The following is a 17,870-nucleotide window of genomic DNA, read 5'->3' as shown; positions in this document are numbered from 1 at the left end:
AAATCAGATATGAAATTAAAACTACTAACACCGCTTCTATTGCTGGTTACCATGGTATCAACCAGAGTATTGGCACAAAACAGGCCTGACAAACTCTACTCGATGAGTGGAATTGGATTTGCATTCCCAATGGGTGAAACTTCCGATTATTTTAAGCCTAAATTTTCAACATCATTAGGTTTAAACCTTGGTTTAGGCGATGGCGGTTTATTCCTTTACCCCAAGGTAAGTTTACACGCCTTTACTTTTAATCAGATTACTCCAGATGCGGGATATACCTATACCCTTCAAAAAGGAAGAGCTACCACCTATTTATTAAATGTGGCATTGGGTTACCGTAAAATTGTAAATAAATGGGCCTTTTATGGTTTTGCTGGTGCAGGTGGTGGAATTATCCTTACCCCACAGGCAGCGGTTAATGCATCAACTTTGCAGGTTACACAAGATAATAAATCAAATGGTTTAGGCATTGCCGAAGGTGGTGGCGGAATTGAATACAATATTGGTGGCGCTAATTTGTTTGTAGAGGCCAGTTACATGTATGGTTTTAGTAAGATCCAGAACAGGGCTTTTAATACTGTACCAATTTCTGTAGGTATTAAACCTAATTTAAGCAAACTGCTCAATAAACTTAAATAACAGCTACATACAAAATAAGGGAGCGGTTACGTTAAATATGTAACCGCTTTTTTTGTGCTAAAGAAATAATCAAAATTATTTTTATACTAATTATTTTAGCATAGATTTGTATTTCAAATTAATTTAATGTTATACGCAGTTGTAGATATCGAAACCACTGGTGGTCATGCCTCAGCAAATGGCATTACTGAGGTTGCTATTAACATTCATGATGGCAATCAGATTGTAGAATCATATACTACCCTGATCAATCCAAAACAACCTATACCTGATTATATTACAGCACTTACAGGTATTGATGATGGCATGTTGATGGATGCACCAGCTTTTGATGATGTTGCTTTACAAATCTATGAACTCTTAAGCGATAAGGTTTTTGTAGCACACAATGTAAACTTCGATTATTCGTTTTTGAAACATCATCTAGCAGCTGCAGGATACGATTTACAATGCAAAAAACTTTGCACGGTACGGTTGAGCAGAAAACTAATTCCTGGCAAATCATCTTATAGCTTAGGGAAACTTTGTACCGCCTTGGAGATACCGATTCAAAACCGGCACAGGGCAGCAGGAGATGCAGACGCTACCAGTATCCTGTTCAATTTATTGCTGGAGTATGATCAGGAAGGCATAATAGCAGAAATGCTGAAGAAAACATCTAAAGAGCAGGTTTTACCGCCGCACTTAGATAAAGCTTCTATTTTAAGATTGCCCAATCAGCCTGGGGTTTACTATTTTAAAGACAGTAAAGGCAAAATTGTTTACGTAGGTAAGGCTAAAGACCTTAAAAAACGCGTAGCCAGTCATTTTACCGGTAATACACCCAATCGGCAGCGACAGGATTTTCTACGCACCATCCATCATGTTGACTTCGTGATCTGCGGAACTGAACTGATGGCCTTAATTTTAGAAGCTAATGAAATTAAGCGCCTATGGCCTGAAAATAACCGGGCAATGAAACGTTATGAACATAAATATGATTTATACGTTTTCGAAGATCAGAACGGCTACCTGCGTTTAGCCGTTGATAAACATAAAAAGAATAATAATGCCATACAGAGTTTTAACAGTTTATTGGAAGGTTATAATTTTTTAAACCAACTGGTTAATAAATACCAACTTTGTGCAAAGCTCTGTTATTTGCAAAAAACAGCTACAAAATGTTATGCACACGAAAATGGGCAATGTTTTGGTGCCTGCAGTGGAATAGAAACCGTGGCCGTTTACAACAAAAAACTAAATGCAGCATTAAGTGATGTTCAAAATCAGCAACCAAGTTTCGCATTGGTAGATGAAGGCCGGAAAGAGGAAGAATTTAGTTGTTTAGTAGTAGAAAACGGAAAATTTTATGGAATGGGTTATTTTACAGATAAAAATTACCTGGCAGATGGATTAGCGCCGATCAAGAACGATTTATCCATTTATCAATCCAACAGTTATATTTTAAATTTAATTCTGAATTATGCAGAACAACATCCACAGAAATTGTATAAGTTATAAATAAATTGCCTTAATATTTTTGAAAGGTCGTCATTCCCTCCTGGCATATTATGTGGATATATACTTTTTAAACATAATTTAAGCCGCTATGCTAGCTTGCTTTAAAATATCACAGCCCTTAGCGAAGAACGTTGTCAATCCCAAGAGCCGGGGAAATCAAAAAAACAGATGCAGTCCAGATAAATTGGCATTAACAAACCTGAAACGCAGTGGTTTTGTGTTCATTAACGATGATTTAATTTTAAAAAATATTGAACACAAACCCCGCAGGGCTCAATCAGACCAAATAAACACAACAATATCTGATTAAACAAAGTGCCGCTGTTTTTTTGATGCGCATGGGGTTGTGCAAAGGCTCATTGCTGGATTGACAAAATGCTTTGGGTACTTTGGCGCTCCAGAATGCGTATCATTCTTGAACACAGCTAAAAACAACATTAACTGTGAAAACTGCCATGCCCCGCGGCAGAGAGCGGTAGAAAATATTACAATTAATTATGTACATGCCCTTGGGCTCAGGCATTAATAACAAAGTGCTTAGCTAATTTTAAAGCCTATTAAATTAAGATTTCCAATCTAGTTGGGAATGACGATCCATCGCATTATAGCTTCTAAAAAAACATGTTGATTTAATAATTGTCTCAAATACCCCTGTAATTTTTCGCTTTCAGCAAGGTCAACCCCACAATCGGTTCCCTATCTTTACTTACAACAAAACATAAAACGTTATGACAAAATCACTTTGGATAAACCTTCCGGTAAAAGACATTAACAAGTCTAAATTATTCTTTACGCAACTTGGTTTTACACTTAACCTCCAGTACGGTGCCCGCGAAGATTCGGCCTGCTTTTTAGTAGGAGAAAATAATTTAGCCATTATGCTTTTCGAAGAAGCATTATACGAGGGTTTTGCAGGAACCAGTATTGCCGATAAACGTAATGGCGGCGAAGTATTATTCTCCTTTGATGCAGAAAGTCCGGAAGAAGTAGATGACCTTGCTCAAAAAGTGGTAGCTGCAGGCGGTACACTCTATGGCGAGCCGGGATACAAAGATGGCTGGATGTATGGCTGTGGTTTTATTGACCTTGATGGACAAAGATGGAGTATCCTTTATATGGACATGAGCAAAATGCCTTTGGGTTAGTTTTGTTAAAAGAAAAATAAACTAAAGCCTAATACTGGTCGTAGCGTCTCCAATGCTATTAAGTTAAGGGTTTTGGGATTTTCAGATAGTTTTTTTGTATATTTATATACAATCAAAAAAGATACATGAGTTTAATTTCCAGCAATATTTCCAAGGAGAAACATATCGTTTCTCCTAAAAAAAACATGTGATTTTATTCAAAAAAATCCGACCCCTGAGAAGTATATTACCAAAGCAAAGTTTTTCATCAGAAAGCGCTCACTTACCTTTCCTATCGTAGTTACCTCAATTTTGAATCTATTCAAGGAATCTGTTGAATACAATATTTCAACTCTATTGCCCAAATTCAAAGTCAAAACAGTTACTGGGGCAGCTTTCTCACTGGCTCGTTATAAGGTCGAAATTTCATTTTTTAAGGATCTGAACAGCATACTTGTGGATTTTCATCAACGACACTATGTTAGACGTTGGAAAGGCTTTCAGTTGATCGCCGGCGATGGCTCAACGGTCTCGCTGCCTGCATCACCGGGTATAAAAAAACACTTTGGCGTTTATTCTGAAAATGAAAATGGTGCCAAAAGTTGTCTTGCCCAATTGTTTATGCTTTTTGACATCAACACAAAGACAGTATTGGCGAGTCGGATAAGCGAGATGAAGAACTCAGAGAGAACTCTTTTCAAGGATTGCCTAAACAACCTGGCGGTCGATAAGGCTATTTTTATCTTAGACAGGGGATTTGGTTACTTCAATATATTCAAGAGGCTTATCGAACAGAAAAGTGACTTTTGTATCAGGGTTAGCTCATCGAATTCTACCTTTGCCAAACAGGTAATGAATAATCCATCTGAGGATTTTATTACGGAGTGGCAACCAAGTTTAAGGGAAAAAAGGACCTGTGCCGAGCATGGGCAAGATTGCGAACCCATAAAAGTAAGAGTTTCGAAAATCAAACTAACAACAGGTGAGATCGAACTATTGATATCCTCACTTGAGCCTAAGAATATCAGCTTAGCAGATATTAACCAGCTTTATACTTTCAGGTGGGGGATTGAAGAGGGTTTTAAAAAGCTCAAGCCCAAAATGAAACTCGAGCAGTTTGGTAGCCGTAAGCCAGAAGGCATACACCAGGAATTTGAGGCCCATATTTTCATGATGAATCTCGTTGCTTTACTGGGGATTACCGCACAGGACACGATTGAAAAAAACACGGATAAAAGAAGATACGATTATATCTTCAACTGGCAAAATGCATTCAGATTTGTTAGGAACAGCCTAATTGAGTTAGTCATGGGATCAAAACTGAAAACAATAATTAAACGGCTAATAGAGCAAATTTCTAAAACTGTAGTTGCGGTAAAGCCAACAAGAAGCTTTCCCAGAATTAAAGTTCGGCAAAATAAAAGCAGGTTGCACCAGACATATAAATAGCTTAACTTAATAGCATTGGTAGCGTCTCGCTACGACCTAAAAGCGCCTATACTTCTTCTAAAGCTGATTTTATCGCTGCATAAATATAATCCAGATCTTCATCGCTGATTATATATGGTGGAAGGATATAAATAATATTGCCCAATGGCCTTAATATAATTCCTTTATCTAAAAAGTAGGCATACAATAAATTACGCAGATTACTTAAATAAGAAGTTTCATTTCCTGTTTCCCACTCAATAGCGATAATGGTACCAGTTTGCCTAACCGCTTTAACTTTAGGATGCGATTTAATCTCCTGTAAAAACAAAGCGTGTTTAGCCTCTACCCTTTTAATATTAGCCAGTGTTTCTTCCCGCAATAATATATCTAAACTTGCTAAAGATGCTACACAGGCAATCGGGTTAGCAGTAAAAGAATGTCCGTGGTATAATGTTTTTAATTTATCATCACTTAAAAACGCTTCAAATATTTCATCGGTACAGGTCGTGATACCTAAAGGCATAGTACCGCCGGTTAAACCTTTACTCAAACAGATAATATCAGGCTTGTGGTCTAATTTCTCGCAGGCGAAGTAAGTGCCTGTCCGGCCAAACCCCGTCATTACCTCATCAGCAATAATTAATATACATGCTTTTTTACAGGCAGCAATCAGTTCATCAAGATATTTGGCCTCGTACATCAGCATACCACCCGAACCTAAAATTAAGGGTTCGAAAATGAAACAAGCGGTATCTTTAAGATTTGAGATATGAGAGGTTAGATTTGAGATATTGCCCTCATCGGGGAGATCGATAAACTCAACATCGAATAATAAACTATTAAAAGCATCGGTAAAAATACTGCGCCCACTTACTGACATGGCGCCAAAAGTATCGCCATGATAGGCATTTTTAAAAGCTAAGATCTTCGTTTTAGGAGTACCCTTATTGTCCCAGTACTGCAGGCACATTTTTAAGGCAACCTCTACTGCTGTTGATCCGTTGTCAGTGTAAAAAACTTTATCTTGTTTGCCAGGCAATATGGGTAAAAGCCTTTCTGCAAGTAGTACAGCGGGCTCGTGCGTAAAACCTGCAAAAATTACATGTTCGAGTACATTGAGTTGCTCAGCTACTTTTTGTGCAATATAAGGATGTGAATGACCATGAATATTCACCCACCAGGATGAAACCGCATCGATATACCTTTTTCCATCCTCATCAAAAACGTATACTCCTTCTCCCCTAACAATTGGGATATGAGGAAGTGCATTTTTCATTTGGGTATAAGGGTGCCAGATTACCTTTTTATCGCGTTCTGTTAAATTGAGTTTGGCGGAAGAGGCTGAGACTTGGGAATTATCGGGCATCATATTATACTTTAACTGAATATTGATTTTTTAAAAGCTGAGCTACAGTTTTATCTGTTTTAAAGGTGATATCTTCAATGTTTAAATCTTCAATTTTTACCCACCTGAAAGCCTGAAGAATTTCGCCTGATCCATCGAAATCGTAAATCGTATCCTTAAAGGCCAATAGCAACGGAGCTTTTTCTTTAACGAGATAATACACGCTAATCACCTGGCTATCATTAAATGAAGATTTTTCAAAAAAATCTGTGGTATAAAAATGAGACAATACTTCAATTTCAGCATTACACTCTTCCATAAACTCACGTTTTAATCCATCAATTAAGCCTTCGCCAAGCTCTAATCCACCACCAGGAAACTTACTGAAACGAAAACCGTATTCCTCTTCATCACTCACCAGAACCTCGTTATTCTGGTTAATTAACAATCCATAAACCCTGACATTAAAGTAGCTCATTTTCGAAATGCTTTTTATTTTTGATTACTATTTCAGGCGTCCACACAATTTCTTTTTTAAAGGCCTCTGCCCTCACCGGACATTCGCTCATGTGGCAATAATTACAGCATTCGGGCAAACATGGATCTGCATGTATAAAAAGCTCTGCTTTACGGAAGCCGTTTTTATTAATCAGTTCATCAATCTGCGAGATTTCGCGGTGAACTTTATTCAAGTCAAAATAATAGGGCAATGTTACATGGCAATCAATATGAAATTCAGGGCCATATTGCTGCGTACGCAGGTTATGTACATCAATCCAGGGATTGTGTCTGTTCTTCTGCAAAACATCTACTACTTCTTCAACCAGGGTAAAATCGCTTTCATCCATTAAACCACCCACCGAACCACGGGTGAGTTTATAACCAGAATAAACAATGTAAAAGCCTACAAAAAAAGAGAGTAAGCTATCCAGCCAAATAATATTTGTTAACTGAATTAAAATTAATCCAATCACAATTGCACCGCTTGTATAAGTATCGGTTAATAAATGTTTGCCATCAGCCTGCAAGGTAACCGAATGTTCATCTTTACCAACGTTTATAAGATACAAACCAACAATCAGATTAATCAAGCCAGTAATACCAATGATCAGCGTTCCGGTTAAAAGCTCACCCACTACATGAGGATAAATAAAGTTGTACGATGATTTGAAAATAATCACTACGCCCGCAATCAAAATCAATATTCCTTCAACAAATGCAGAAAAAAATTCAACTTTACCATGTCCATAAGGATGATTTTCATCGCGGGGTTGTGTACTTAGGTAGATGCTATAAAAAGCAAAACTCCCGGCTATTACATTTACAATACTCTCCGCCGCATCTGTTAATATGGCGTTTGATCCCGTAATAAAATACGCTGCAAACTTGGCCAGCATCAGCACCACACTCACCACTAGAGAAATTATTATCGCTTTCTTTTTTACCGACACAAGGATATTTTTTTCAAAAATACGCTTATCGAATAAATTAAATAAGAAAAACTATGTCTTTTTTAGTGCAGAATAATATTTGGTTTATATATTTGCGCTCAAAGTAATTAACCATGAGCACCTTATCCAAAAGAATCAACAACCTTTCCGAATCTGCAACCCTTAAAATGACTAAACTTGGTCGCGAATTAGCGTCTAAGGGTATTAACATCATTAGTTTAAGCGTTGGCGAACCCGATTTCAATACACCCGATCACGTCAAAAATGCTGCTAAACAGGCATTAGACGAAAATTATACACGTTATTCACCGGTACCGGGTTATCCAGACCTGCGCCAGGCAATCGTAAACAAACTAAAGACAGAAAACAACCTGGATTATGATATTTCTCAGATCGTGGTTTCAACAGGTGCAAAACAATCTTTATCGAATGTTATTTTAACCTTGATCGATCCGGAAGATGAAGTAATTATCCCGACACCTTACTGGGTTTCTTACTCAGAAATGGTCACCCTGGCAGAAGGAAAATCTGTTTTTATTGATACGGATATCGAAAGTGATTTCAAAATTACTCCAGCACAATTAGAAGCAGCCATTACGCCTAAATCGAAGTTATTTATGTTTTCTTCGCCTTGTAACCCAACAGGTTCGGTTTACAGCAAAGAAGAATTAGCAGCCCTGGTTGCCGTTTTCGAAAAAAATCCAAATATCTATATCTTATCTGATGAGATTTATGAACACATCAACTTTGTTGATAAACACGAGTCTATTGCTCAATTTGACAGCATTAAAGACCGCGTAATCATTGTTAATGGTTTCTCTAAAGCTTTTGCTATGACTGGCTGGAGATTAGGTTACATTGCAGCCAATAAGGAAATTGCAGCCGCCAACGATAAATTGCAAGGACAAACAACTTCCGGAACATGTTCTATTGCACAAAGAGCCGGGATTGTTGCTTACGAGCAAGGTTTAGCAAGTGTTTTAGAAATGAAAGAAGCATTTTTACGCCGTAGAGAATTGGTGTACAATTTGTTAAACGAAATTCCAGGCGTAAAAACAAATCTTCCTGATGGAGCATTTTATTTCTTTCCTGAAATCAGTTCTTTCTTCGGTAAAAAAGATGCAGATGGAAACGTAATTAAAGATTCATCAGATTTAGCCTTATATTTATTAAACGTTGGTCACGTTGCAACCGTTGGTGGAGATTCATTCGGAAACAATAACTATATCCGTTTATCTTATGCAGCATCCGACGAAAGTTTAGTTGAAGCATTAAGAAGAATTAAAGAAGCTTTAGGTAAATTAGCCTAGTCTTTTGCAATTGGCTGTTTTCAGTTGACTTAATATAATAAAAGCCCCTCGTTATTAAATTTAGCGAGGGGTTTTATTTTCTATAGTATGATCATCATCTTGACTACATTCCCATCTCCAGGCCGTCATCTCGACCGGAGCACAGCGTAGTGAAGAGATCTATAACAACAAGTCCCTTTGTGTTTGGTTCCTCACTGGCCACTAGAATAATATTTTTGATTTGAAAATGAAAGCCAGCATTTCATCGGAGGTTTCAGCCCTTCTTTCCGTTGCAAGTCCTCGCTGCGCTGTGGGCTTTCCACTGCAATAAGGTTTATTCACTACGGTAAGTGCAACTGAAAACGGTCTTCAGCCGAATTTCTATGGCATAATCTAATCATCTTGACTACATCCCCATCTCCAGTCCGTCATCTCGACCAGAGCACAGCGTAGTGAAGAGATCTATAACAACAAGTCCCTTTGTGTTTGGTTCCTCACTGGCCACTAGAATAATATTTTTGATTTGAAAATGAAAGCCAGCATTTCATCGGAGGTTTCAGCCCTTCTTTCCGTTGCAAGTCCTCGCTGCGCTGTGGGCTTTCCACTGCAATAAGGTTTATTCACTACGGTAAGTGCAACTGAAAACTAAAAACTGTCAACTACTATAGTCCTCGTTTGTAACGAGGATTAATGAGAAAGGCGATTTTATCGCCAGAAATCTTCTTATTTAATTTAGACCTCATAAGAGTATTTCTTTATATTTTGAAAATGAAGCAAGCATTTCATCTGAGAATCCAGTCCTTCTTTCCGTTATAAGTCCTCGCTATGCTGCGGGCTTCCACTTCAATAAGGTTTATTCACTACGGTAAGTGCAGACAACTGCAAATTGCTAACTAAAAACTATCAACTGAATTAACTTCTAATCGCCTCTACCGGATCTAACCTCGAGGCTGAATATGCAGGCCAAAAACCAGAGATCGTACCAATAATGATCGATATTCCAATACCTAAGGCAATATTATTCAAGCCCAATATAATATGGAAATCTGTGGCAGCACCAATCCCCAGCGCGAGTAAAAAGACGAGTAATAAACCCAGCAAACCACCTAAAATACATAACGAGATGGATTCAAATATGAATTGAAGCAGGATAAAATAATTTTTAGCGCCCAATGATTTCTGGATACCGATAATATTGGTACGTTCCTTAACCGAAACGAACATGATATTGGCAATACTAAAACCACCAACCAAAATCGAAAATCCACCAATTACCCAACCGGCAATATTCACCATTTTAAACATCGAATCTAACTGGTTAGAAATAATAGTGGTTTTATTTAATGCAAAATCTTCTTCCTGGCCTGGTTTAATTCTATGGATGGAACGCATTAAGCCTTTTAATTCGCTTTCAACTTCTTCTAAACTTACATTATCCTTACCACGAACGGTAATTTGCGGACCATAACGTTCACTCTGGATATCTAAAACACCTTTCGCAAAAGCAATGGGAATATTTACATTTTTATCAAGAGAAGTACCCAACATATCTTCCCCTTCTTTTTTAAAAACGCCTACCACAGTCAATCTTCTTCCTAAAATCTGAACCTGTTTACCTACCGCCGCATCTCCATCAAAAAGTCCATCGGCAATATCAGAACCTAAAATACAAACAGGTGATCCGTTTTTACTTTCATTTTCAGTAAAATAGCGTCCATCCTGAAGTTCGAAATTCCAGGTTTTATTAAAATCGTGCGATGCCGCCCATACCGAAATCCCTTCAACCGAACTACTTCTATATTTGATGGTCCTATCGCTGGTCGATATTTCGAAAGTAACGCCTTGTGCATTTTCAATTCGTTCCCGCAGGGCTTCAAAATCGCGTAACGAAGGCTGAGGACGGTTCATATATTTCCACCAAGGGTAATTATCACCAAAACTCCAGGGCCATTTTTGAACATAAATGGTGTTAGAACCTAATTTATCTACACTGGCCTGCAATTTACCACGAAAGGTATCTACTGCAGAAAATACAGCGATAATGGTAAAAATACCAATTGTTATAGCCAGAAGCGATAACATGGTGCGCAATTTATTCTGGCGCAGTGCATCAAATGCAAAACGGAAACTCTCGCCTATTAGCCTAAAGATTATCATAATTAAAGGTTAGATGCAAAGCCTCTCAAAAGGTTACAGCTTATCTTCAAAACTAATTAATTTTACGTCTACAATGCATTAATCGCACTGTATTATTTGATTTAAAATGTTCAAAACATAATATACACAAATTGCGTTTGATAAAATACGGAAAAGAAAAATTAAATTCGTATTTTTGCACCTCAAAAAATTCATCAAGAATGAAATTATCACAATTCAAATTCAACTTACCTGAATCATTAGTTGCCAACAATCCGGCAGAACAACGCGATGAAGCTCGCCTGATGGTTTTACACAAAGACAGCGGTAAAATTGAACATAAAATTTTCAAAGACGTTTTAGGTTATTTCGATGACAAAGACGTAATGATATTAAACAACACCAAGGTTTTCCCAGCCCGTTTATATGGTAATAAAGAGAAAACCGGTGCAACCATCGAGGTTTTCTTACTACGTGAATTAAACAAGGAATTACGTTTATGGGATGTTTTGGTAGATCCGGCACGTAAAATCCGCGTAGGCAATAAATTATACTTTGGCGACGACGATTTATTGGTTGCTGAGGTTGTAGATAATACCACATCACGTGGCCGTACTATCCGTTTCTTATTTGAAGGTACTGATGAAGAATTCAGAAAAAACGTTGAAATTTTAGGTGAAACCCCTCTTCCTAAATATATCAAACGTAAAGCTACCGCCGATGATAAAGAACGTTATCAAACTATTTTCGCTAAACACGAGGGTGCAGTAGCAGCTCCAACTGCTGGTTTACACTTCAGTCGTGAGTTAATGAAGCGCCTAGAGCTTAAAGGTGTAGAATTTGCAGAAGTAACTTTACATGTTGGTTTAGGGACTTTCAGAACGGTTGAGGTTGAAGACTTAACCAAACATAAAATGGATTCGGAGCAGTTTATCATCGAACCAAAAGATGCGAACATTGTAAACAAAGCTTTAGAGGAGAAAAGAAAAATCTGTGCGGTAGGAACCACTTCAATGCGTGCTATCGAATCGGCTGTTTCTGCTAACAGAACCTTAAAAGCAGCTAACGACTGGACCAGTAAGTTCATCTTCCCTCCTTATGACTTTAGTATTGCTAACTCAATGATTACCAATTTCCACACCCCAGAATCTACTTTATTGATGATGGTTAGTGCATTTGGCGGATATGAAAATGTAATGAATGCTTACGAGGTTGCAGTAAAAGAAAAATATAAATTTTACAGCTATGGCGATGCCATGCTAATTATATAGATTTGAGTATTGAGATATGAGATTTGAGTTAAATCAAGTCTCATATCTCAAATCTATCATCTCATATCTTCAAAAATGAAATACTACGCTATAATTGTAGCAGGCGGTTCTGGCAATCGGATGCAAACAGAAACCCCAAAACAATTTCTACTGCTCAAAAACCTTCCGGTTTTAATGCATACGATAAAAGCTTTTGCACAAAGCGATACTCAACCTAAAATTTTATTAGTCCTAAACAAAGATCAACAGGCTTACTGGGCCAGATTATGCGAAGAATTTAATTTCCATGTACCGCATCAGGTTATCGACGGTGGAACAGAGCGTTTTTACTCTGTAAAAAATGCAATCTCCGCTATTGAAGAGGAAAGTTATGTTGCCATTCACGATGCTGTACGTCCACTCGTTTCCAAATCTCTTATAGACAACTGTTTTAAAGCAGCTGAGCTACAGGGAAATGTTATTGCGGCAGTACAATCCAGCGATAGCGTACGCTTGCTTAGAAACGACAAAACAACGGCATTAAATCGTGATGAAATCTTTCTGGTTCAAACACCTCAGACTTTTAGCCACAATATTCTTAAAGAAGCCTACAACCAGGAGTTTAAAGCCCATTTCACCGACGATGCAAGTGTGGTAGAATCTATCGGGTATGAGATTAATATCATCGAAGGAGAAAGAGGAAATATTAAAATCACCTATCCAATTGATCTTGAGCTGGCAGAGCTATTGTTGAAGAATTAAAAGCTGTAGGAAAGATCATTGATTTAGGTTAGCTAAATCTACTGGTTAAATTTAAATTCCCAGTACCTAAAGGTTAAACATCGCAACTAAGAAATTCCATAAGTGCTGCTGGAGAAATGAATTTATTTTAACAATGGTAAAAAGATCTGACCATATATTCAGTTTTTGATCAAACACATTTCTTTCCCCTATGTTAATATCCTGAATTCCAATAAATAACCGGCTATGGAAAAAATACCATTTCTGCTATCTAATGAACAACGGAGATATCTTGGTCTCTGCCTGGTGGAGAATCACTGGGAAGTAATTCCGTTGAATGGTATGCTGCTTTACTTTGATGGCGACATCATCAGAAAAAGGATCACATCAGATGAAGAGGGTTATGTTGAACAAGAACTTTGTGAACGAACTGCCGAAGACAGACATATTTTGCTTCCCAAAACCGAAAAAGGGAAACCTAAGAAACTCAATTACACGGCAACCCAATCATTTAGTCCGTTTGGGGTTTACTTTTCTTTTAGAAAAGATAACTATGTTTCGATCTCCAATTACACTACCCAAACCACTTATTTTTCTGAAAATTCGAAGGAAGGTGATCTTTCTGATACCCTAAACTGGGTGGAGAAGTGGGTAAAAGAGAGTTCCATTACTGATTTAGAGGAAATTGAAAACTATAAAAATGCAACTCGCAAGCATTACAAGTTCAAAGAAGAAGATTTCTTTGCATTCAAGATTAATCGAAGGACCTGGGGTTTTGGAAGAATTCTAATGGATGTTGCCAAGCTTAGAAAAACTGATGAATTTAAAAAACAAAAGAATTATGGATTAGCCCATTTAATGGGTAAACCCTTAATCGTAAAAGTGTACCATAAAATAAGTGATCAACTGGATGTAGACCTCGAAGAATTATCTTCTATATTGGCCTTACCATCTGAGGCCGTTATGGACAATCACTTTTATTATGGTCAAAACATCATAATTGGCCATATACCGCTAAGGATAGATGAATTAGACATGCTAATTTCTTACTCGCGAAGTATCACATCAGGTGATAAAAATATCGTGTATCTGCAGTATGGCCTAATTTATCGAGAAACTAATATATCGAAATTTAATAAATACCTCACGCTGAAAGGTAAAAATTCTTATGATGATGAAAATCCATATCGCAATGAATCGATAGGTTATGGACTGACTGATACAAATCTTGAAAAGTGCATAAAAGAAAAATCCAACGACTCTTTTTGGGACCCCAATCATTACACCCTGCGCCATGATTTGCGAAACCCTGCTAATAGGGAGATCAAAATGGAAATATTTTGTGCATTTGGACTGGATGCTGATCTAGATTACATTGGCAATGTGCGATTATTGGAGGCATGATGTACAATTTGAGTACTGTTTAGATAGTCTTGTTACCTCACGAGATTTAAAAATGATGAAAATAAGGTTGAAATAACAAGGTTTCGAATACAAATTGAATAAGGGGACATAGGGAAAACCACTGTTATACGGGAAATGTTCCTTAAAAATCTTTCTGATTCTCTGAGCAAAGAAAATAAATACTGATCATCATAAACTTTGCGCAAGGGAGTTCAAGATTTATCAACATCTTTTTATAACAAAAAAAGGAGTTCCAAAAATGAAACTCCTTTTTTTAATCCATCTATTTCAAGGTGTTCCCCACTTCTAAACGAATGAATGTCGGTGCGATATATTTTTACGCTGCCCTGCCAATTACTTTTAATAAGATGGCAATTACTGCGATTACCAATAATACGTGGATTATATTACCAACATCGCCGAAGCCGTGAAATACAAATCCGATCACCCATAGTATCACCAATACTACTGCGACTAAGTACAATAAATTTCCCATAGTGTTAATTTTTTTTAAGTAATGTTACATTTTTGCATTATTAACACACGGCTTTTAGATTTTGTTTAGAAAATGTAAAGATTTCGCTTATCTTGCTGATTTACATCATTAAAATAATAAACAAAAAAACCTTCCAGTTTTACTGAAAGGTTCTTTTATCTGTTTTACAATCCTAGTATTCGTCCTCGTTAAAGAAGAAATCTTCTTTAGTTGGGTAGTCAGGCCAAATTTCCTCAATAGTTTCATAAGGCTCGCCATCATCTTCTAATGCCTGTAGGTTTTCAATTACTTCTACCGGGGCACCAGAGCGGATACCATAATCAATTAATTCGTCTTTAGTTGCAGGCCATGGTGCGTCTTCCAAGTGCGATGCTAATTCTAATGTCCAATACATATCTTCAATTCAATTAAATTCTTATTATTGCGCAAAGTATATTAAAATTTTTGAGCAAAACAAACTTATTTTTCCACTATTATACCCGAGGAATCCAAACATTTTCTTCAGCCTCAAAATAGACAGTCAGTTTTCGTGCCAAAACGAATAAATAATCGCTTAAACGGTTCAGATAAACTGTTACCCGCTCATCTACAAAGCTATTTTCTGCAAGTGCAACTGTCAAACGTTCTGCCCTTCTGCAAACACAGCGTGCAATATGGCAGTAAGAAACAACAGTATTTCCGCCAGGTAGCACAAAATGTTTTAAGGCAGGCAACTTGTCGTTCATCAGATCCATCTCATTTTCCAACAGGGTAATATCAGTATCGTGCAGATCGGGGATCTTCATTTTAGATGTTTCCGGGTCTGCAGCAAGCGACGAGCCAATGGTAAATAACCTATCCTGAATCTCTTTTAGCAGTTTCTGGTCGTACGCTTCAATATCCTGACACATAATTAAACCGATGTGCGAATTTAACTCGTCAACAGTGCCATAGGTTTCGATACGTAAATGATATTTAGGTACACGCGTACCACCAATAAGTGATGTTTGGCCCTTATCGCCAGTTTTAGTGTAGATTTTCATTTAGAAAGGTTAAAGGCAAAAGGTTTAAGGTATAGGGTTTTAAAAGCCTTAAACCTTACGCCCTAAGCCTTAAACCTTAGTGCTAGTTTATTTTTTCCCAATCGCTGCCGTTATCTTTAAAGGCCTGCAAGCGTGGAGATACATTTTTTATATCGGTGTTTAAATAATCGTTTTCAATCAAACCATCACGCATGCGTACAATGCGGTGGGCATGCTGTGCAATATCTTCCTCATGCGTAACTAAAATAATGGTATTGCCTTTACTGTGAATTTCTTCAAGCAGGCCCATAATTTCTACTGATGTTTTGGTATCTAAGTTACCGGTTGGCTCATCGGCCAGAATAATAGAAGGATTATTGATTAAAGCCCTGGCCACTGCCACACGCTGACGTTGACCACCTGACAGTTCGTTGGGTTTATGATCCATACGATTGCCTAAACCAACATTTTCCAATGCTTTAGCTGCCCTCGCATCCCGATCCTTTTTACTTGTTCCGGCATAGATTAAAGGTAAAGCAACATTATCAAGAGATGTTGATCGTGGCAATAAGTTAAAAGTTTGGAAAACGAAACCAATTTCCTGGTTGCGTACTTCTGCCAAGGCATCATCACTCATTTGACTTACATTCGTTCCATTTAAAATATATGTTCCGCTTGAAGGTGTATCCAAACAGCCTAAAATATTCATAAGGGTTGATTTACCAGAACCAGATGGCCCCATCAATGCTACGAATTCGCCTTTATTGATATCTAAAGAAACTGATTTTAAAGCGTGAATCACTTCAGATCCAATAACATATTTACGGCCAATTTCTTTTATAGTGATGAGTGGTTTCTCCATGTTTTTTCTTTTTTAGACAAGCGTAAAGGGTAAGATGTTACAAGAGGGATAAAAATTACCAAACAAATGTTAAGCTTAAAAATGCTGAATTAAATTTACTGCGTAGCTTTCCGCTGCGCTACAGGTCAGCATGACGATTACACCATTACTTTTCAATAATTTTTGGGACCATAAAAAATTGGTCAGTATGCTTTGCTGCATTTTTCAGACCATCAGCTGTAGTTATTTCCTGCTTAACTACATCTTCCCTCCAAACATTTACTGATTCGTTCATATAAACCAACGGTTTTACATTCGAAGTATCCAATTCATTTAACTTTTCCATGAATGATAAAATTTTGTTCATTTCAGGAATCAGTGTCTCCACCTGCTTTTCATCAATATGAATTCGAGCCAGATCGGCTATTTTATGGATGGTTTTTGCGTCTAAATTCATCTATACTAACTTACTATCTATCAATTTGTAAACCTTTTCTTTCAATACATCAGAATCAACATCAGCCAAAGTTGAGGTGTTTATGGGTTTGTGGACGTAAATATCGCAAATTCCCGGCTTACTTCCATACTTTGCGCCATCATCCCAATTAATTTTCCAAATATTGGTAATACTCACAGGCACCAGAGGGATATTTTTATCGATGGCTAAACGAAACGGACCATTTTTAAATTCGCCTAATTTCGGTGGATAATGGTCATCAATTTTACCCTCCGGAAAAATGACCAGGCTCATCCCCTTTTCAAGGTTTTCGCCAGCTTTTTTAAATGCTTTAAAAGCAGAAATCTTGCTGTCGCGGTTTACAGAAATATCGATGGTTTTGAAGAAAATACCCAATACAGGATTATTCAATAACTCATCTTTTCCCATGAAATGGAATTTACCACGCCCCATGATGCAAAAAATCATAATATCCAGATTAGAGGTATGATTGGCGCAATAAATATAAGTTTGTTTAGGATTAAGCTTTTCTTCGTAGTGGTAACGAAAAAAAACACCCGAAAACAGGCTGCATAAAAAACTATTGGCTTTACGGAAAAAGTTTAAAATACCGTAATATTTCTCATTACGTGACGTAATGTAATATAAAGGATAGAACAGAGCGAAAAAAAACAGTATCCAGAATAGAAACCAAACCCGGTGTACTTGCCTTAGAAAGTTGATCATAGATATACCAAAAATATAAAATAGTTTGATATTTCAAAC

Annotated in this window: 18 protein-coding genes; 8 read left to right on the top strand and 10 right to left on the bottom strand. The window is 37.2% G+C overall.

What is annotated here, in order from left to right; translation table 11 throughout:
• Positions 1–9: 9 nt before the first annotated feature.
• The 4 genes from ACUN24_RS15680 (at position 10) to ACUN24_RS15665 (ending at position 4,712) form a co-directional block, all read left to right on the top strand.
• Entirely contained in the window at positions 10–639 is a 630-nt protein-coding gene (locus ACUN24_RS15680) for a hypothetical protein (RefSeq protein WP_445563347.1), read from the top strand.
• 126 nt (positions 640–765) lie between these two features.
• A complete protein-coding gene (locus ACUN24_RS15675; protein ID WP_445563346.1) occupies positions 766–2,139 on the top strand; it encodes an exonuclease domain-containing protein in 1,374 nt (457 codons plus the stop codon).
• Positions 2,140–2,867: 728 nt separating this feature from the next.
• Positions 2,868–3,284: a VOC family protein gene (locus ACUN24_RS15670; protein WP_445563345.1), complete on the top strand. Its 417-nt coding sequence runs from the start codon at positions 2,868–2,870 to the stop codon at positions 3,282–3,284.
• 144 nt (positions 3,285–3,428) lie between these two features.
• Complete coding sequence (locus tag ACUN24_RS15665; protein WP_445565140.1) at positions 3,429–4,712, top strand: IS4 family transposase; 1,284 nt, start codon at positions 3,429–3,431, stop codon at positions 4,710–4,712.
• 46 nt (positions 4,713–4,758) lie between these two features.
• On the opposite strand, the gene bioA is transcribed toward ACUN24_RS15665, so the two are convergent.
• The 3 genes from bioA to ACUN24_RS15650 are packed head-to-tail and all read right to left on the bottom strand — an operon-like array spanning position 4,759 to position 7,490.
• Positions 4,759–6,063: an adenosylmethionine--8-amino-7-oxononanoate transaminase gene (gene bioA, locus ACUN24_RS15660; RefSeq protein WP_445563344.1), complete on the bottom strand. Its 1,305-nt coding sequence runs from the start codon at positions 6,061–6,063 to the stop codon at positions 4,759–4,761.
• Position 6,064: 1 nt separating this feature from the next.
• Positions 6,065–6,517, bottom strand: coding sequence for an NUDIX domain-containing protein (locus tag ACUN24_RS15655; protein ID WP_445563343.1), 453 nt, complete (start codon positions 6,515–6,517; stop codon positions 6,065–6,067).
• Positions 6,504–7,490, bottom strand: coding sequence for a cation diffusion facilitator family transporter (locus ACUN24_RS15650; protein WP_445563342.1), 987 nt, complete (start codon positions 7,488–7,490; stop codon positions 6,504–6,506). Before ACUN24_RS15650 ends, ACUN24_RS15655 begins: the two co-directional genes overlap by 14 nt.
• Before the next feature lie 113 nt (positions 7,491–7,603).
• Here ACUN24_RS15650 and ACUN24_RS15645 point away from each other — a divergent pair, with 113 nt between their 5' ends.
• Positions 7,604–8,800 (top strand): pyridoxal phosphate-dependent aminotransferase, encoded by a 1,197-nt coding sequence (locus ACUN24_RS15645; protein ID WP_445563341.1) that lies wholly within the window; start codon positions 7,604–7,606, stop codon positions 8,798–8,800.
• 891 nt (positions 8,801–9,691) lie between these two features.
• On the opposite strand, the gene ACUN24_RS15640 is transcribed toward ACUN24_RS15645, so the two are convergent.
• Entirely contained in the window at positions 9,692–10,936 is a 1,245-nt protein-coding gene (locus tag ACUN24_RS15640) for an ABC transporter permease (RefSeq protein WP_121283306.1), read from the bottom strand.
• Positions 10,937–11,136: 200 nt separating this feature from the next.
• Between ACUN24_RS15640 and queA the strand changes: the two genes are divergently transcribed.
• From queA to ACUN24_RS15625, 3 genes are all read left to right on the top strand, one after another.
• Entirely contained in the window at positions 11,137–12,186 is a 1,050-nt protein-coding gene (gene queA / locus ACUN24_RS15635) for a tRNA preQ1(34) S-adenosylmethionine ribosyltransferase-isomerase QueA (protein WP_445563340.1), read from the top strand.
• Positions 12,187–12,261: 75 nt separating this feature from the next.
• Positions 12,262–12,927, top strand: a complete 666-nt coding sequence (locus tag ACUN24_RS15630; RefSeq protein ID WP_445563339.1) for a 2-C-methyl-D-erythritol 4-phosphate cytidylyltransferase — start codon at positions 12,262–12,264, stop codon at positions 12,925–12,927.
• A gap of 225 nt (positions 12,928–13,152) precedes the next feature.
• Positions 13,153–14,310, top strand: a complete 1,158-nt coding sequence (locus ACUN24_RS15625) for an immunity 26/phosphotriesterase HocA family protein (RefSeq protein WP_445563338.1) — start codon at positions 13,153–13,155, stop codon at positions 14,308–14,310.
• A gap of 337 nt (positions 14,311–14,647) precedes the next feature.
• Here the strand turns inward: ACUN24_RS15625 and ACUN24_RS15620 are convergent, their stop codons facing one another.
• The 6 genes from ACUN24_RS15620 to ACUN24_RS15595 form a co-directional block, all read right to left on the bottom strand.
• On the bottom strand, positions 14,648–14,806 hold the full coding sequence (locus ACUN24_RS15620; protein WP_138823867.1) for a lmo0937 family membrane protein: 159 nt from the start codon (positions 14,804–14,806) through the stop codon (positions 14,648–14,650).
• 172 nt (positions 14,807–14,978) lie between these two features.
• Positions 14,979–15,200, bottom strand: coding sequence for a DUF2795 domain-containing protein (locus ACUN24_RS15615; protein WP_010603503.1), 222 nt, complete (start codon positions 15,198–15,200; stop codon positions 14,979–14,981).
• 79 nt (positions 15,201–15,279) lie between these two features.
• Positions 15,280–15,828, bottom strand: coding sequence for a cob(I)yrinic acid a,c-diamide adenosyltransferase (locus ACUN24_RS15610; protein ID WP_445563337.1), 549 nt, complete (start codon positions 15,826–15,828; stop codon positions 15,280–15,282).
• A gap of 82 nt (positions 15,829–15,910) precedes the next feature.
• The gene (locus ACUN24_RS15605) at positions 15,911–16,669 is read right to left on the bottom strand and encodes an ABC transporter ATP-binding protein (RefSeq protein ID WP_445563336.1); all 759 of its coding nucleotides are present in this window, start codon (positions 16,667–16,669) and stop codon (positions 15,911–15,913) included.
• A gap of 145 nt (positions 16,670–16,814) precedes the next feature.
• On the bottom strand, positions 16,815–17,105 hold the full coding sequence (gene gatC / locus ACUN24_RS15600) for an Asp-tRNA(Asn)/Glu-tRNA(Gln) amidotransferase subunit GatC (protein ID WP_445563335.1): 291 nt from the start codon (positions 17,103–17,105) through the stop codon (positions 16,815–16,817).
• Positions 17,106–17,831: a lysophospholipid acyltransferase family protein gene (locus ACUN24_RS15595; RefSeq protein ID WP_445563334.1), complete on the bottom strand. Its 726-nt coding sequence runs from the start codon at positions 17,829–17,831 to the stop codon at positions 17,106–17,108.
• Positions 17,832–17,870: the final 39 nt, after the last annotated feature.

The sequence above is a fragment of the Pedobacter sp. WC2501 genome (genome assembly GCF_052682415.1).
Note: the sequence above shows the minus strand (reverse complement) of the source record. Positions and strands in the feature narration are given on the sequence as shown.

Excerpts from the sequence above, each read along its gene's own strand:
- ACUN24_RS15640 (WP_121283306.1), bottom strand. The coding sequence starts at position 10,936 with ATGATAATCTTTAGGCTAATAGGCGAGAGTTTCCGTTTTGCATTTGAT.
- ACUN24_RS15675 (WP_445563346.1), top strand. The coding sequence starts at position 766 with ATGTTATACGCAGTTGTAGATATCGAAACCACTGGTGGTCATGCCTCA.
- ACUN24_RS15630 (WP_445563339.1), top strand. The coding sequence starts at position 12,262 with ATGAAATACTACGCTATAATTGTAGCAGGCGGTTCTGGCAATCGGATG.
- ACUN24_RS15595 (WP_445563334.1), bottom strand. The coding sequence starts at position 17,831 with ATGATCAACTTTCTAAGGCAAGTACACCGGGTTTGGTTTCTATTCTGG.
- ACUN24_RS15645 (WP_445563341.1), top strand. The coding sequence starts at position 7,604 with ATGAGCACCTTATCCAAAAGAATCAACAACCTTTCCGAATCTGCAACC.
- ACUN24_RS15605 (WP_445563336.1), bottom strand. The coding sequence starts at position 16,669 with ATGGAGAAACCACTCATCACTATAAAAGAAATTGGCCGTAAATATGTT.
- ACUN24_RS15680 (WP_445563347.1), top strand. The coding sequence starts at position 10 with ATGAAATTAAAACTACTAACACCGCTTCTATTGCTGGTTACCATGGTA.
- gatC (WP_445563335.1), bottom strand. The coding sequence starts at position 17,105 with ATGAATTTAGACGCAAAAACCATCCATAAAATAGCCGATCTGGCTCGA.
- ACUN24_RS15610 (WP_445563337.1), bottom strand. The coding sequence starts at position 15,828 with ATGAAAATCTACACTAAAACTGGCGATAAGGGCCAAACATCACTTATT.
- ACUN24_RS15625 (WP_445563338.1), top strand. The coding sequence starts at position 13,153 with ATGGAAAAAATACCATTTCTGCTATCTAATGAACAACGGAGATATCTT.
- ACUN24_RS15615 (WP_010603503.1), bottom strand. The coding sequence starts at position 15,200 with ATGTATTGGACATTAGAATTAGCATCGCACTTGGAAGACGCACCATGG.
- ACUN24_RS15655 (WP_445563343.1), bottom strand. The coding sequence starts at position 6,517 with ATGAGCTACTTTAATGTCAGGGTTTATGGATTGTTAATTAACCAGAAT.
- ACUN24_RS15670 (WP_445563345.1), top strand. The coding sequence starts at position 2,868 with ATGACAAAATCACTTTGGATAAACCTTCCGGTAAAAGACATTAACAAG.
- queA (WP_445563340.1), top strand. The coding sequence starts at position 11,137 with ATGAAATTATCACAATTCAAATTCAACTTACCTGAATCATTAGTTGCC.
- ACUN24_RS15620 (WP_138823867.1), bottom strand. The coding sequence starts at position 14,806 with ATGGGAAATTTATTGTACTTAGTCGCAGTAGTATTGGTGATACTATGG.
- bioA (WP_445563344.1), bottom strand. The coding sequence starts at position 6,063 with ATGATGCCCGATAATTCCCAAGTCTCAGCCTCTTCCGCCAAACTCAAT.